Origin of the sequence: Methylophilus rhizosphaerae, from assembly GCF_900100975.1 — a bacterium.
Lineage (GTDB): Bacteria > Pseudomonadota > Gammaproteobacteria > Burkholderiales > Methylophilaceae > Methylophilus > Methylophilus rhizosphaerae.
In genome coordinates this window covers 212,315-228,545 of record NZ_FNFX01000005.1, presented here as the reverse complement: position 1 = coordinate 228,545, position 16,231 = coordinate 212,315, and the positions used below count along the sequence as shown (strand labels likewise).

The window sequence follows — 16,231 nt, the reverse complement described above, 5'->3', positions numbered from 1 at the left end:
AGCTGTAAATGATAAAGCCGACTTTCGAGTCGGCTTTTCTATTCATGCGACTCAGCTTGAGCTACGCAAGTTGCTGTGATGTATTGAATAAACAAAATAGAACACCACGCCTACGATTGCCCAGCTGATAAAACGGTGCCAGGTTTCTGCTGGCAAAAATGACATCAAGCCGCCGCACGCGATCACTCCTGCGATTGGAATCAATGGATTAAAGGGATTCTTGAACGGGCGCTCCAGGTTTGGATGCGTTACCCGTAAACGTATGACGCCTATGCAAACCATAATAAAACTGGCCAGCGTGCCGATATTGACTGTTTCAGCCAGTTCGCCAAGCGGGATAAACCCGGCCACGATAGAGACTACAATGCCGCACATCAGAATGATTTTGCTAGGTGTCTGACGGTCAGGGTTCACTTCGGAAAACACGGGTGAGATCAGACCATCACGGCTCATGGCGAACAGGATACGGGTCAGGCCATAGAGCAATACCAGTAACACTGTAATTAATCCGGCAATCACGCCGGTTGCGACCAGTGTAGATGACCAGTGATACCCCAGCTTGGTTAACGCATAGGCCACTGGTGATGAGGTGTTGAGTTCGGTATAAGGTACAACACCTGTCAGTGTGCCCGAGACAATAATATAAATGATGGTGCAAAACAGTAGCGAGGCAATCAGGCCAATTGGCAGGTCGCGTTGCGGGTTCTTGCATTCTTCCGCCGCCGTTGATACCGCATCAAAGCCAAAGTAAGCAAAAAAGACCAGTGATGCGCCAGCCAACACACCAATATTTTTGCCATTATCCAGCGTCTCAAACCAGCCAAAAGGCGTAAACGGTTGCCAGTTATCTGTATTGATATGGCCAATCGAAAGCAGGATAAACGTGACAATGGTCGATAGCTTGATAATCACCATGATATTGTTGGCACGTGCACTGGCTTTGACACCGACCATCAGCAGCAAGGTCAGAATCCATATGATGGCAAATGCGGGGAGATTGATGCTACCGCCAAGCACGGGTGCTTTGGTTAAATGTTCGGGCATATGGAAGCCAAGATTGGTGGCGGTATTCACGAAGTAACCAGCCCAGCCATTGGCGACCGCAGCAGCCCCGACGCCATATTCCAGTAACAGCATCCAGCCCATCATCCAGGCGGTGAATTCACCAAATGCAATATAGCTATAACCGTAGGCACTGCCTGAGCCACCAACAGAAGAAGATAGTTCAGCGTAGGATAAGGCAGCAAAACCTGCTGCGATGCCAGCAATGATGAATGAAATGACCACCGCAGGGCCAGATTGTGTTGCCGCAGCAATACCGGTCAGTACGAAAATGCCGGTGCCGATGGCCCCGCCAATGCCGAGTAATGCCAGGTCAAACGCGGTTAAACATTTTTTCAAGCCGGTATGCGCATGTGGTTGAATAGGTTTTTTGCGCAGTATTTGTTTCAACATGCTTTGTTTCTCCCCTTGTACTACAAGGGTAAAGCAATCGTTGTACCAGCGTCAATGGCGGGAGAGATGAATTAACTGCGGTAATGTTGCTGCAGCGCGGCAATCATGTAACTGTGGTCCAGCACGCCGCCGCTTTCGCGTATGCTGTGCATGGCCCACATCGGGTTGCCGACATCCACGGTGGCAATGCCCAGTTGCGCCGCCATGATCGGACCTATGGTGCTGCCACACCCCAGGTCGGTGCGATGCGCATATTGCTGATATGGCACGCCGGCTTGCTTGCACAGCTGCATAAACCGTGCAGCCGTGATGGCATCGGTGCTGTAGCGCTGATTGGCATTGGTTTTAATCACTGGCCCCTGGTTTACCTGTACATGATGGCAAGGCTCGTAGCTGCCGGCATGATTGGGATGGAAGGCATGCGCCATATCGGCGCTGATAAAAAAGCTTTGCGCGTAACTGCGCAGTTTGTCTTCTTCCGTCAGTTGCTCGGCGTGGCAGAGCCGTGTCATCACATCCAGCAAGAAGCTGCCACCTGCACCGGTGGCGCTTTCCGAACCGACTTCTTCATGATCGAATAAAGCACAAATACAGGTCGCCTGCGGCTTTTCGGTGCTGATAAGCGCTTCCAGTGCCGCATGGCAGGAAGCCAGGTTGTCCAGCTGGCTATCGGCAATAAATTCTTGCGCTATGCCCCAGAAACTGCCGGCTTGCGTGTCATACAAGGCCAGATCCCAGCTGAGAATATCGCTGGCGGAAATCTGCAATGTGTCGGCTAGCGTATTGGATAATAATTGTCTGGCCATCTCGCTATCGAGGGCATGCCCAAAAATCAGTGGCAAACCGGTCTGCTTGTTAAGGGCCAGGCCTTTTTCATTGACCTCGCGGTTCATATGGATGGCAAGGTTAGGCAGGCGGGCAACCGGCTGCGCCAGTTTGATGAGGTGGGTATTCAATCCGGTGGCTGTTTTGACGGTCACGCGACCAGCCAGGCTCAGGTCCCTATCGGTAAAGGTGGCCAGAATCGGGCCACCATATACTTCTACGCCTAACTGGCCGATGCCTTCTGTACTGTAAGCGGCTTTGGGTTTCAGGCGCAGGCCGGGCGAGTCGGTATGCGCGCCAGTAATGCGGAATCCGTTCGCTGCTATGGCACCGTGGCCTCGCACAAATGCAATGATGGAACCGCCATCGCGTACTACAAAATATTTGCCGCCTGGCTGCGTTTGCCAGGCATCACGTTCGTCGAGCGCCTGGAACCCTTGCGCCGCTAGTGTGTTTTTAACATGGGCGACCGCATGCCACGGACTGGGGCTGGCATCAATAAAATCCAGCAGGGCCTGGGCGCGTTGTCTGGCTTCTATTGATATCTGCATGGTTAAACCCAGTCTTTCTCGATCAAAAAGTCGGTGTAAAGCTTCGCTTCCGGGCTGCCGGTTTCCGGCCTCCAGTCATAACGCCATTTGACGATGGGCGGCATGGACAGCAGGATGGACTCGGTACGGCCGTTGGATTGCAAACCGAAGATGGTGCCACGATCAAAAATCAGGTTGAATTCGACATAGCGACCACGGCGATAGGCCTGGAAATCGCGCTCACGCTCGCCATAGGCCTGGCTTTTCCGGCGCTGCACGATGGGCAGGTAGGCTTGCAGGAACGCATCGCCAATCGCACGTTGCAGGGCAAAACTTTGCTCAAACCCCAATTCACTGAAGTCATCAAAAAACACACCGCCTATGCCACGCGGCTCCTGGCGGTGCTTGAGGAAGAAATATTCATCGCAGGCTTGCTTGAACGTCGGGTAATAGTGCGCTCCAAATGGTGCCAGCGCTTCTTTGTTGACGCGGTGAAAATGTGTGCAATCCTCTGCATCGCCGTAATAGGGCGTGAGATCCATGCCACCGCCAAACCACCAGATATCCTGCTCTCCTGCATGTTGTGCTTTTGCCACGAAGAAGCGCACATTCATATGCACGGTGGGCACGTAAGGGTTGTGCGGATGGAATACCAGCGATACGCCCATGGCCTCCCATGGCCTGCCGGCGGCTTCCGGGTGTGCAACACTGGCCGCAGGTGGCAATTTATTGCCCAGCACATGGGAAAAACCGATACCGGCACGCTCGAACACATGGCCGTTTTCCAGCATGCAGGAATTACCGCCGCCACCTTCCGGTCTTTGCCAGCTATCCTGCAAAAAGTGCTTGCCATCAGCCAGTTCGACTGCTTCGACGATACGTGCCTGCAACCCTTGCAGGTAATCATAAACCGCTTGTGGTTGGATATGACCTGTCATGTGCTGATTATGAGTTCTTGACTGCACGATAGCCAATATCCTTACGATATTGCGCGCCTTCAAACTGGATGTGTTCTATCAATTGATAAGCCGCCTGTTGTGCAAACTTCACGGATTCACCCAATGCGGTCACACAGAGTACGCGCCCCCCGCTGGTGACGACTTTGCCATCTTTCAGTGTGGTCCCGGCATGAAACACATGACCATCCTGTACATTGGCTGACAGGCCGGTAATTTCATCGCCCAATTTTGGTGTTTCGGGATAATTGGCACTGGCCATCACCACGCCCAGGGCAAAGCGCCTGTCCCATTCAGCCGTCGCTTGGTCCAGTGTGCCGTTGACGGCATGCTCAGCCAGGCCAACCAGGTCGGACTTCAGGCGCATCATGATAGGTTGCGTTTCCGGATCACCCATGCGGCAGTTGAATTCCAGTGTCTTGATTTCACCTTCAGGCGTAATCATCAGGCCGGCATATAAAAAGCCGGTGTAAGGAATACCATCTTTGGCCATGCCTTCCACGGTTGGAATGATGATTTCACGCATGGCTTTGGCGTGGATCTCCGGCGTCACCACCGGTGCGGGCGAGTATGCGCCCATGCCGCCAGTATTCGGGCCCAGGTCTGCATCCAGCAGGCGTTTGTGATCCTGGCTGGTGGCCAGTGGCAGGATGTTTTTGCCATCGACCATGACCATGAAACTGGCTTCTTCGCCTTGCAGGAACTCTTCAATCACCACACGTGCGCCGGCATCGCCCAGCTTGTTGTCTGCCAGCATGGCATCGACGGCTGCATGCGCTTCTTCCAGCGTCATTGCGACCACGACGCCTTTACCTGCTGCCAGGCCATCTGCTTTAATCACGATAGGGGCGCCGTTGGCATCAATATAGGCATGTGCTTCGGTCACATCGCTAAAGGTCTGGTATTTGGCCGTTGGGATGTTGTGGCGGTACATGAACGCCTTGGCAAAGTCCTTGGAGCTTTCCAGCTGGGCCGCCGCCTTGGTCGGGCCAAAGATTTTCAGGTCCGAGGCGCGGAAGGCATCGACTACACCCTGTGAGAGCGGTGCTTCAGGGCCAACGATAGTCAGTGCAATTTGTTCGTCTTCGGCAAATTTCACCAGCTCCTCTATTTTGGTAATCGGTACATTCACCATCTCCGGGTTGGTGGCCGTGCCTGCATTGCCTGGCGCGACATACACGCGGCTGACCTCTTTGTTTTGTGCCACTTTCCATGCCAGCGCGTGCTCGCGGCCGCCGCTACCAATGACCAGGATTTTCATTAATCATTTACCTTAAATATTGAATATTATTGATCGCCGCTTAAACCAGCGTAGGCTTTGTTGTTATCGGCGTTTATCTGCGTGTCCGGCGGATAAATTTAATGTCTAAAGTGACGGATACCCGTCACCACCATGGCCAAACCACGCTCGTCTGCGGCAGCGATGACTTCTTCGTCACGCATGCTGCCACCCGGATGGATCACGCAGCTGGCACCAGCGTCAGCCAGTACATCGACACCGTCACGGAATGGGAAGAAGGCGTCTGAAGCCACGACGGAATCCTGTAAACTCAAGCCGGCATTCTGGGCCTTGATGGCGGCAATCTTGGTACTGTCAACGCGGCTCATCTGGCCTGCACCTACCCCCAGCGTCATGCCGTTACCGCAGAACACGATGGCATTGGATTTTACGTATTTGGCGACATTCCAGGCAAACAGCAGGTCCTGCATTTGCTGTGGTGTCGGCTGGCGTTTGGTGACCACTTTCAGGTCTGCCAGTTGCATATCATGGTTGTCCGCGGATTGCAGCAGAATGCCTGAACCGACACGCTTGGAGTCCACGGCATTGCGGCCTTGCTCCCAGGCAGTATTGCCGCCTTGTGGCAGTGTAATCTTCAGGACACGTACATTGGCCTTGGCACTGAAAATCGCCAGGGCTTCCGGGGTGAAGTCCGGTGCAATCAGGACTTCTACAAATTGCTTGGAAACGGCTTCGGCTGCCGTGCCGTCCAGTGTGCAGTTGAAGGCAATAATGCCGCCGAAGGCTGAGGTTGGATCAGTTTTAAACGCTTTGCTGTAGGACTCTAGCGCATTGATACCAACGGCTACACCGCATGGATTGGCATGTTTGACTATCACGCAAGCCGGGCCGCTAAAGGATTTCACGGCTTCCCAGGCGGCATCGGCATCAGCGATATTGTTATAGCTTAACTCTTTACCTTGCAGTTGTTGGGCTGTTGCCAGGCTGCCGGGCGCCGGGTAGAGGTCGCGGTAGAAGGCCGCTTGCTGGTGGCTGTTTTCGCCATAGCGTAAATCCTGCACTTTGACAAAGCTGCTGTTCATCTGGCCCGGGAACTGGCTCAAGACAGGTTTGCCCGCCGTTTCGGTTTCAGTGAAATCAATCGCAGACAGGTAGTTGCTGATCGCGGCATCATATTGTGCAATACGGTTAAAGGCGGCGACAGACAATTTGAAACGCGTCGCCTTGGACACGCTGCCATTGTTGGCTTGCAACTCACGGACTACTTCCGCGTATTGCGCTGCATCGGTTAACACGGCCACATCATTCCAGTTTTTGGCAGCAGAGCGCACCATGGCCGGGCCGCCGATATCGATGTTTTCAATGGCGTCTTCCAAAGTGCAGTCGGCTTTGGCAACGGTGGCCTCAAACGGATACAGGTTCACTGCCAGCAGGTCAATGTTCTCGATGCCATACGCTTGCATGGCGGCGACGTGCTCCGGCAGATCACGGCGGCCTAACAAGCCACCATGTACTTTGGGGTGCAGGGTTTTGACGCGGCCATCCAGCATTTCCGGGAAGCCGGTGAAGTCGCTGACTTCCTTGACCGGAATCTGGTGATCCCGGAACAGTTTGGCGGTACCGCCGGTAGACAGGATTTCTACCCCGAGTTGATGTAAGGATTGTGCCAGTTCCAGCACACCGGTTTTATCTGAAACACTGATAAGGGCGCGTTTGATTGTCATGGTATTTAAATGAGATGGAGTTGCCTGATAATAAAATTCGGTTACCGGGAGGATGAGTTCCGGGCAGGAGATTGCTTACTCTAGGCCGTAAACGGCCATTTTTTTTCTTAGGGTGTTCCGGTTGATGCCCAGCATGTCGGCCGCTTTGCTCTGATTGCCCCCGACCTTGTTCAGCACATACTCCAGCATGGGTTTTTCAACGCAACCGAGCACCATGTCGTAAATGGCATGCGGCGGCTGGCCATCCAGATGGGTGAAATAATCGTCCAGCGACTCGCGGATGGCGAGGCTTAGTTTGCCATCGGTTTGCATTATGCGGCCAGCTCCTGGTCAGTTTCTTCTTCGGGGTCTGCCATGTTGTCTACATAGACCAGCCTGTCGTTTTTAGCTTTGAGCTCGGCAAAAAAGTCATTGATGGCTTGCAACTGCAGTTCTATGGTTTGCAGGGTGTTCATATTGTGGCGGAAAGCCGCAGAGCCAGCCAGGCCTTTGGTGTACCAGGAAATATGCTTGCGTGCGACGCGCATGCCGGTCAGGTCGCCATAAAAGGTATATAAATCATGCAGGTGTTCCAGCATGACCTGGTGAATTTCATCAACGGTGGGAGGCAGCATATGCTCGCCGGTTTTCAGGAAATGCTCGGTTTCACGGAAAATCCATGGGCGGCCCTGCGCGGCACGGCCTATCATCACGGCATCGGCCTTGGTGTAATCAAGGACAAATCTGGCTTTTTCCGGCGTGGTGATGTCACCGTTGGCAATCAATGGAATGCTGATGGCCTGTTTCACGGCGGCGATGGTGTCATATTCGGCATCACCATTATATAAATCGTTACGGGTGCGGCCATGAATCGTCAATGCCTGCACGCCGATGTCTTCGGCCATTCTGGCAATCATGATGGCGTTTTTATTTTGCCTGTCCCAACCGGTGCGGATTTTCAGGGTGACCGGCACATCCACGGCGTTGACCACGGCTTTCAGGATTTGTGAAACCAGCGGCTCGTCCCTGAGCAGGGCAGAACCGGCCATCACGTTACAGATTTTCTTGGCCGGGCAACCCATGTTGATATCAATAATCTGGGCACCGTTATCTACATTATGTTGTGCCGCTTCAGCCATCATGGCTGGCTCGGCGCCGGCAATCTGCACTGAAATCGGACTGACTTCACCTTCGTGGTTGGCACGGCGTTTGGTTTTTTCACTGCCGTAAAGTAATGAATTGGACGTCACCATTTCAGATACAGCCAGGCCGGCGCCCATTTTTTTGCATAGCATGCGGAATGGACGATCTGTCACGCCTGCCATGGGGGCGACGACTAGATTATTTTTTAATTGATGCGATCCGATTTGCATGGTAGGAATCAGCCACGGCTGATAAGTCAGTGAAAAGACTGACTATTTTAACTGCAAATCGAACGAGAGGGAATTGTTTAGGTGGGTTTTTGCTTATTTTTTACGCAGGTTAATGTGGGCATCTATCAGTTGCGCGGCGCGGTCACGGAATAAAGAGCCTTCCGTGTCCTTGACCCACATGTGTAGCAAGCCTGAGAAAAAAAGATGAGTATCCAGCGCCAGTTCTGCTGCAGTCAGTCGCGTGTCGACGTGCCCCAGCTCCTGGGCTTTGGCGTAGGTTTGCTCCAGTTTATGTACTAAGCTGTTGCAATTGGTTAGAATGGATTTCAACACATCGGCAAATTCATCTACGTACTCGCATTTGGTCATCATGACTTCGTAGGTTTCGCGCATGGTCTGGTCCTGGTCCAGCATTTGGATAGTGACTTGCAAATGGTTGCGAATGCGCTCCAGCGGGGCGATGTGGCTGCCGTCAGGGTTGCCCAGCAAGACACCGTCCATGCGGTCGATTAAGGGCAGGTAAATCTCTTCACGCATGGCATAAAACAGTTCTGCCTTGTTGGCAAAATGCCAGTAGACGGCCCCGCGTGTTACACCCGCGTGAGAGGCAATATGCTCCAGGCTGGTGCGGCTGACGCCTTTTTGCAGAAACACTTCACGCGCTGCGCAAATAATGCGCTGGCGGGTAATGGCGGCGTCTTCTTTGGTTTTGCGTACCATGGTTAAAGTATTACTCCTTCAATGTCGTAACAGTCGGTGTGTGGGGCTGCCAATATGCCAACCGGAAATATGAATTTTTTGCGAAACCCATTTACATACATTCCTGTTTGTATATAATATACATCCAAGATTGTATGTAATCAAGTCTATTTTAAAAATTTTTAGAGGGTAACATGTTGATTTCACAGACTATCCAGCCTCATCGTGTACTGCTTATGCTGGTTTTGGGCATGATGTTAAGTGCCTGCGGAAAATCTTCCAATGAACAAAATGCTGCGGCCGGCGGCATGCCTGCCATGCCAGTCACCGTGCAAGCGGTCACTGCCGAAACAGTGCCGATTCAAACCGAAGTGGTCGCCCAAACCGAGGGTGCCAAACAAATTGAAGTGCGCCCGCGTGTAGGCGGCATTGTACTGAAACGCCTGTACCAGGAAGGTGAAAAAGTCAAAGCTGGCCAGGACATGTTTCTGATTGACCCGGTACCATTCCAGTTGCAGGTTGAACAGGCCAGGGCGCTGATTGCACAGCAAAAAGCCAGGATAGAGCAAACAGCCCGCGAAGCGCAGCGTTTGAAAGGTTTGCTGGATACGCGTTCCATCAGCCAGCGTGAGTACGATAATGCAGCTTCGGACAATAGTGTGGCAGCCGCGACATTGCTGCAATACCAGGCACAGTTGCGCGAAGCCGAACTGAATCTGTCCTATACCCATGTGAAAGCGCCTGAAAGCGGGATTGCCGGCCGTTTCGTGCTCTCCGAAGGTGCGCTGGTGGATGCCAACACCACTTTATTGAGTACTATCGTACAAGTGTCGCCGATCTGGGTACGTTTTAGCTTGTCTGAATCTGATCTGATCAGCCTGGGAGGTCATTTACGCCCCGGGCATGTCGAAGATGTACGGCTGATTCTGGCTGATGGCACGGAGTATCCGCTGTCAGGCAAAATCAACTTCTCTGCCAGCCAGATTGATCCGGCGCTGGGAACGCAGCAGTTACGTGCAGAATTCCAGAATCCTGACAGCACATTATTGCCAGGGCAGTTTGTGCGAGTGCGTTTAACCACAGGCAAGCGCGACGGGGTATTCCTGGTGCCACAGACCGCAATATTGACTGGCCAGCAAAGCAAGTTTGTCTTTGTCGCTGAAAAAGACAAGGAAGGTAAAACCATTGCGGCCGTACGCACCGTGACTGTTGGCAGCTGGTTTAAAGACCGCTGGAGCGTACTGGATGGCTTGAAAGCAGGCGATCAGGTCATTGTCGATAACCTGATCAAGGTGCGCCCTGGTGCGCCGGTGGCACCCCATGCGCCGGAGGCTGCCCCTACTTCTGCACCTCAGGGCCAAACCAAGAGTTAATTGACGCTTTCCTCGCTTATACCCTACTTATTGACGGCCTGAACACCGGGTGTTCAGGCTGATTTCAGGAAAAACGATATGACCCGATTTTTTATCACACGCCCCATTTTTGCCAGCGTGCTGTCTATCATCATCGTATTGTCCGGTCTGGCAGCCGCTTTCAAGTTGCCGATTGCACAATATCCGCAAATTGCACCCCCCACGGTGCTGATTACAGCAACTTACCCTGGCGCAAGTGCCGAGACATTGTCCAAAACGGTGGCGGCCCCGATTGAAGAACAACTGAGCGGGGTGGAAAACCTGCTGTACTTCAACTCCAGTTCTGACAGTAGTGGTACCTTGACCATTACGGCCACGTTCGATATCGGTACCGATGTAGACCAGGCCACGTTTAACGTCAGCAACCGCGTGAATATTGCCTTGCCACGCTTGCCGGAAGATGTACGTCGTACCGGTGTCGTGGTGCAGAAGCGCTCCAACGATATTCTGCTGGTGGTGATGCTGATTTCAAGCAAGAAAGAACATGACCGCCTGTTCCTGAGTAACTACGCTACCTTGAACGTGCTGGATGAATTCAAGCGTATCAAAGGCGTGGGTGATGTCACGATTTTCGGTGGGCAGGATTACTCCATGCGTGTCTGGTTGCGTCCCGACCGCATGGCACAACTGGGCGTTTCCACCACGGATATTGCAACGGCAATTAATGCCCAGAATGCGCAATATGCTGCGGGTAAAATTGGCGCCGAGCCAACGTTGCCCGGCCAGCAGCTTTCTTTTACGGTGACGGCCAAGGGACGGCTGGTTGAGCCTGAAGAGTTCGGTAATATCATCGTGCGTGCCCAAGGCCCCAATGGTGTGCTGCGCCTGAAAGATGTCGCACGGATTGAGCTGGGTGCGCAGAACTATAACGTGGCTTCCTCACTGAATGGCCAGCCCGGTGTGGCGTTGCCTGTTTTCCTGCAGTCAGGTGCTAACGCGCTGGAAACCGCCGAAGCCATCAAGGCTAAAGTAGACGAGTTGAAAGCCAAGTTCCCTGAAGGCATGGATTACAACATTCCGTACGATACCAGTGACTTCGTGAAGGCGACGATTGATGAAGTATTCCATACTTTTGGCGAAGCGCTGATCCTGGTGGTGCTGGTGGTATTCCTGTTCCTGCAGAGCTGGCGCGCCACACTGATTCCGATGATTGCGGTGCCGATTTCGATTATCGGTACCTTTGCCGGCCTGTATATTTTCGGTTTCTCCATTAACCTGCTGACGCTGTTTGCCATGATCCTGGCGATTGGTATTGTGGTGGATGATGCGATCGTGGTACTGGAAAACACCGAACGCCTGATGAAGGAAGAAAACCTGAATCCGCTGCATGCTGCAATCAAGTCGATTGCCCAGGTACAGGCTGCGGTAGTGGCGATTGTGCTGGTATTGTGCGCGGTGTTTGTGCCGGTGGCTTTCCAGGGCGGTATCGCGGGCGAGCTGTATCGCCAGTTTGCGGTGACCGTGGCGATTGCCGTGGTGATTTCCGGTGTGGTGGCGTTGACATTGACGCCTGCATTGTGCGCGATGATCCTGAAAAGCAGCCATCACGAGAATGCATTTTTCAGGAAATTCAACCAAGGCTTTGAAAGACTGACGCGTTTCTATACCGGGACCGTCAACCTGACCCTGCATCACAAGATCATTGGTGCCGTGGTGTTTGGTGGCATGCTGATGGTTATGATTTTCCTGTTCCGTGCTGTGCCGGGCGGGTTCGTGCCGCCGGAAGACCAAGGCTATGTGATCAGTATTGTGGTCATGCCTGATGGTGCAACATTGGATCGCACGTCGAAAACCACAGAAAATATCCGTGCAGCCGTCGCAAAAGATCCTGCCAACGCGCATGACTTTGCGGTGAACGGGTTTGAGTTGCTGACCGGTGCCAACAAGACCAATGCGGCCACCATGTTCGTGCGTATGACCGACTGGGATGCACGTACCACCAATGCCGACCAGATGGTAGGCAAGCTGATTGGTATCGGCATGAGCCAGCCGGATGGCATGGGCTTCGCGGTTAACCCGCCAGCCATTCGTGGCCTGGGGTCTGCCGGTGGTTTTGAAGTCTATGTGCAAACCCATAGCGACACTGACCCGATCAAGCTGGCGCAAGTCATGAACAACTTCATGGATGCGATGCGTGCGAATCCGCAGCTGACAGGTATCAACAGCTTCTTCCGTCCGACGGTGCCACAGTTGTTTATCGAAGTGGATGAAGCCAAGGCCTTGTCACAAAATGTGAAAGTGGCTGATATTTATGCCACCTTGCAAAGCACCATGGGTTCATTCTATGTGAATGACTTTAACCGTAGCGGCCGTACTTACCGCGTGCAATTGCAGGCTGAAGCCGGTTACCGCATGAAGCCTGAAGACCTGGGCAAAGTGTATGTACGCAGCCAGCCGACAGCCGAGAGTCCTGATGGCAATATGGTGCCTATGTCTGCCCTGGCCAAGGTCAGCAATATCGTCGGTGCCGAGCAACTGGAGCGTTACAACGGCCTGTTGTCTGCCAAGGTGTTTGGTAGCGGTGCGCCCGGCGTAAGTTCTGGTGATGCTATCAAACTGGTCGAGAAAATTGCCAAGGAAAACCTGCCAGATGGTTATGCGATTGCCTGGACCGGGCAGGCCTATCAGGAAAAACGCACAGGCTCTGCTGCGCTGGTGGCTTTTGCCTTCGCGACGGTGATGGTGTTCCTGATCCTGGCGGCGCAGTTTGAAACCTGGTCATTGCCGCTGGCAGTGATTATGGCGATTCCGTTTGCCATGACCGGTGCTTTGCTGGCAGTGTTGACACGTCACATGAACAACGACATCTACTTCCAGATCGGCCTGATTACGCTGATTGGCCTGGCGGCGAAGAACGCGATCCTGATCGTGGAATTTGCTTCGCAGAAAATGGAAGAGGGTATGCCGTTGGCTGAAGCAGCACTGGAAGCAGCCCGTCTGCGTTTCAGGCCGATTGTGATGACGTCGATGGCGTTCATGCTGGGGATCCTCCCGCTGGTATTCGCGACCGGTGCCGGTGCAGCCGCGCGTCAATCCATGGGGACCGGCGTATTCGGCGGTATGTTGCTGGCAACGTTTATTGCCACCATCTTTATTCCGTTGTTCTTTACCTGGTTGACCAGTGAGAAAAAAGTGCGTCACCACGGCCATATTGTAGAAGAGGAATCGGTATGAAACCGACAGTGAAATTTGCATTAAAACCGTTACAGCAATCCTTATTGCTGGGGTTGTTGACCTTGTCCATGACCGGCTGCCAGGTGCTGGGTGATTTTTATTCCCGCCCTGAGCCACAATTACCGGCCAATTACGATCATGCCGGGACAGGCGAGCACAGTGCCGAACAGCAATTGGTTTTGCAGCAATGGTGGACGCTGTTCAATGACAGCCAGTTGAACCAACTGGTGGAAACGGCGCTGGTTAAAAACAATAACGTGCAAGTGGCGGTGGCCCGCATTGAAGAAGCGGATGCCCAGGCGCGTGAAATCGGTGCTGACCTGCTACCAACGGTGGAATTGAATGGTTCCGGATTACGTAACCGCGTGACGCAATCCGGTGTGTTCCCGGTATTTGGCAATAACCCGCGTAAAACCTACCAAATTGGCTTGAACGGTAGTTACGAGCTGGACTTGTGGGGCAAGTTGCGGCGGGCAAATGAAGCCGCGCGTGCCCAGTTGCTGGCGACGCGTTATGCCAAGGAAGCCGTCACCTGGTCACTCTCCAGCCTGGTGGCGAATCATTACCTGATGATCCGTAGCCTGGATGCGCAATTGCTGGTCAATGAGCAAAACCTGAAAACGGCACAAGACAGCCTGGACCTGGCCACACGCCGGGTTGAAGGTGGCGTGGCGACTATCCTGGACCAGCATCAGGCAGAACTGGTGGTGACTACATTGCAAACCCAGATACTGGAACTGAAGCGCCTGCGTGCCCTGAGTGAACACCAGCTTGGTTTGCTGACCAATGACCTGGGCCTGAAAATTGCGGCAGGTGACCTGATGGCCATGCCGTCGCCACCCACCCCACCGACCGGATTGCCTTCCGAACTCATGGCCGCCAGACCGGATGTGCGCCAGGCCGAGCAGGACATGGTCTCGGCCAATGCCAATATCGCCGTGGCACGGGCAGCGTTTTACCCGAGTATCTCGTTGACAGCGGCCTATGGCGGGGAAAGTATCGCACTGAATAACCTGCTGAAATCACCGGCACGTGTCTGGTCCCTGGGGTTGAACCTCAACCTGCCTATCTTTAACGGTGGGCGATTGAATGCGCGCCTGGATCAGGCAACGGCCCAGCAAAAGCAGATTGTGGCAACCTACCAGAATACCTTGCAAACCGCCTTTACCGAGGTGAGCGATGCACTGGTGAATGCCAGCCAGTATCGTGAGCAGGAAACATTGGCGCAATCCAAGGAAAAAACGACGGCCAATATCCTGCAAGTCGCGCAGAACCGTTATGAGGCCGGTTATACCAGCTACCTGGAAGTGCTGGATGCCCAGCGCAGCCATAATGAAGCATCGCAGGCACTGGTCCAAACCCGCCAGAATACGCTGACGGCATCGGTTGCGTTGTTCAAGGCACTGGGTGGCGGCTGGAACCCCGGCAGCGTGCCGGCAAACGAAGCGATCTCCAAAAAGTAATCTTTACTGGCGCTTCACAAAACCGGAATAGCAATGATATTGTTATTCCGGTTTTTTTATTTCCCTTCCGCCTCACTGCCAAGATGACGCCATGACTGCCCCCTCCATGTCCCGTATTGCGTTTGCCAGCTTTATTGGTACCGCCATCGAGTTTTATGATTTTTATATTTATGCCATGGCCGCCGCACTGGTGGTCGGGCAGGTGTTTTTCCCAGCCAGTGCGCCTGCTGCGCAATCGCTGAATGCGTTACTGACTTTCGGGCTTGCATTTATTGCCCGCCCGCTGGGTGCTGTGGTGTTTGGCCATTTCGGCGACAAGTTCGGCCGTAAATCCACCCTGGCCACTTCCTTGCTGGTCATGGGCATTTCCACCTTTTTGATTGGATTGTTACCCGGTTACGCGACCCTGGGCATATGGGCGCCGGTATTGCTGTGCCTGTTGCGGTTCGGCCAGGGCCTGGGCCTGGGTGGAGAATGGGCAGGTGCTACATTACTGGCGACTGAATATGCGCCGGAAGGAAAGCGTGGCTGGTATGGCATGTTTCCCCAATTAGGGCCACCAATAGGCTTTTTGCTGGCAACGCTGACTTTTCTGGGGTTAAGTCTTGGCTTGACCGAAGCCCAGTTCCTGCAATGGGGGTGGCGGGTGCCATTTATCATCAGCGCAGCACTGGTGATGACGGGCTTGTATGTCAGGTTCAGGCTGGCGGAAACACCTGTATTTGCGCAGGCGCAATCCGCGCACCATCTGCATCGCTGGCCATTGAAAAGCCTGCTATTGCAGCATGGCCGCGCGATTGTGCTGGGCGCGCTGGCAATGGGCATTTGCTACCACCTGTTTTATACGGCGACAGTATTTTGCCTGAGTTACGGTACGCAGACATTGCATATCCCGCGCCCGGTGTTTCTTGGCCTGTTATGCGTGGCGGTGACAGGCATGGCGCTGGCAACGCCACTTTCTGCCTGGTGGTCGGATCGCATCGGTAGCCGTACAGTACTGCTTGCAGGCCAGTGTCTGGCATGCCTGCTCGGGTTTGTCTTGGTGAGCATGATGGGAAGCGGGCAATTGTGGTGGGTAGGGTTGTTTTTGTTCCTGGCGCTGTTCTTGATGGGGGTGACATTTGCGCCCATGGGGGCGTTTTTACCCGCACAGTTCCCGGTGGCGGTTCGCTACAGTGGCGCTGGCCTGGCTTACCAGTTGGGCGGCATCCTCGGCGCTTCTTTTGCGCCGGCGATTGCGCAGTTCCTGGTAGAGCAGGGCGGATTGTCCTGGGTCGGCTTTTATATGTCGGCCATGGCGGCGATCAGTGCGCTGGCGGTCTGGCGAATCAAGCCCTCGCGTATGTGGCATGACTGAAGCGTGCTGGCTACGGGTATAATGCAGTTTTTTTCCGGTAAAGC

12 protein-coding genes are annotated in these 16,231 nt (G+C 53.7%); 4 read left to right on the top strand and 8 right to left on the bottom strand.

The genetic code is table 11. From position 1 onward, the window contains the following. Nucleotides 1-51: 51 nt before the first annotated feature. The 8 genes from BLP53_RS12890 to BLP53_RS12855 form a co-directional block, all read right to left on the bottom strand. On the bottom strand, nt 52-1,455 hold the full coding sequence (locus BLP53_RS12890) for an amino acid permease (protein WP_091472816.1): 1,404 nt from the start codon (nt 1,453-1,455) through the stop codon (nt 52-54). Nucleotides 1,456-1,526: 71 nt separating this feature from the next. Next, nucleotides 1,527-2,831 carry a M18 family aminopeptidase gene (locus BLP53_RS12885; protein WP_091472813.1) on the bottom strand — a complete coding sequence of 435 codons (1,305 nt, stop codon included), beginning with the start codon at nt 2,829-2,831 and terminating at the stop codon, nt 1,527-1,529. 2 nt (nt 2,832-2,833) lie between these two features. Then, nucleotides 2,834-3,748 (bottom strand): oxygen-dependent coproporphyrinogen oxidase, encoded by a 915-nt coding sequence (gene hemF, locus BLP53_RS12880; protein ID WP_091472811.1) that lies wholly within the window; start codon nt 3,746-3,748, stop codon nt 2,834-2,836. A gap of 7 nt (nt 3,749-3,755) precedes the next feature. Then, nucleotides 3,756-5,027 carry a phosphoribosylamine--glycine ligase gene (gene purD / locus BLP53_RS12875; protein WP_091472806.1) on the bottom strand — a complete coding sequence of 424 codons (1,272 nt, stop codon included), beginning with the start codon at nt 5,025-5,027 and terminating at the stop codon, nt 3,756-3,758. Nucleotides 5,028-5,125: 98 nt separating this feature from the next. Then, a complete protein-coding gene (gene purH, locus BLP53_RS12870; RefSeq protein WP_091472803.1) occupies nt 5,126-6,730 on the bottom strand; it encodes a bifunctional phosphoribosylaminoimidazolecarboxamide formyltransferase/IMP cyclohydrolase in 1,605 nt (534 codons plus the stop codon). 75 nt (nt 6,731-6,805) lie between these two features. After that, on the bottom strand, nt 6,806-7,042 hold the full coding sequence (locus tag BLP53_RS12865; protein ID WP_091472800.1) for a helix-turn-helix domain-containing protein: 237 nt from the start codon (nt 7,040-7,042) through the stop codon (nt 6,806-6,808). Next, nucleotides 7,042-8,082 (bottom strand): tRNA dihydrouridine synthase DusB, encoded by a 1,041-nt coding sequence (dusB, locus tag BLP53_RS12860; RefSeq protein ID WP_091472796.1) that lies wholly within the window; start codon nt 8,080-8,082, stop codon nt 7,042-7,044. Before dusB ends, BLP53_RS12865 begins: the two co-directional genes overlap by 1 nt. Before the next feature lie 93 nt (nt 8,083-8,175). Then, a complete protein-coding gene (locus BLP53_RS12855; protein WP_091472793.1) occupies nt 8,176-8,802 on the bottom strand; it encodes a TetR family transcriptional regulator in 627 nt (208 codons plus the stop codon). A gap of 173 nt (nt 8,803-8,975) precedes the next feature. Here BLP53_RS12855 and BLP53_RS12850 point away from each other — a divergent pair, with 173 nt between their 5' ends. The 4 genes from BLP53_RS12850 (at nt 8,976) to BLP53_RS12835 (ending at nt 16,187) form a co-directional block, all read left to right on the top strand. Continuing rightward, nucleotides 8,976-10,154 carry an efflux RND transporter periplasmic adaptor subunit gene (locus BLP53_RS12850; protein ID WP_091472790.1) on the top strand — a complete coding sequence of 393 codons (1,179 nt, stop codon included), beginning with the start codon at nt 8,976-8,978 and terminating at the stop codon, nt 10,152-10,154. Nucleotides 10,155-10,232: 78 nt separating this feature from the next. Continuing rightward, on the top strand, nt 10,233-13,367 hold the full coding sequence (locus BLP53_RS12845) for an efflux RND transporter permease subunit (protein WP_091472787.1): 3,135 nt from the start codon (nt 10,233-10,235) through the stop codon (nt 13,365-13,367). Next, nucleotides 13,364-14,830 (top strand): efflux transporter outer membrane subunit, encoded by a 1,467-nt coding sequence (locus tag BLP53_RS12840; protein WP_176755299.1) that lies wholly within the window; start codon nt 13,364-13,366, stop codon nt 14,828-14,830. Before BLP53_RS12845 ends, BLP53_RS12840 begins: the two co-directional genes overlap by 4 nt. 91 nt (nt 14,831-14,921) lie before the next feature. Continuing rightward, the gene (locus BLP53_RS12835) at nt 14,922-16,187 is read left to right on the top strand and encodes an MFS transporter (RefSeq protein ID WP_091472782.1); all 1,266 of its coding nucleotides are present in this window, start codon (nt 14,922-14,924) and stop codon (nt 16,185-16,187) included. The last annotated feature ends 44 nt before the right edge of the window (nt 16,188-16,231 follow it).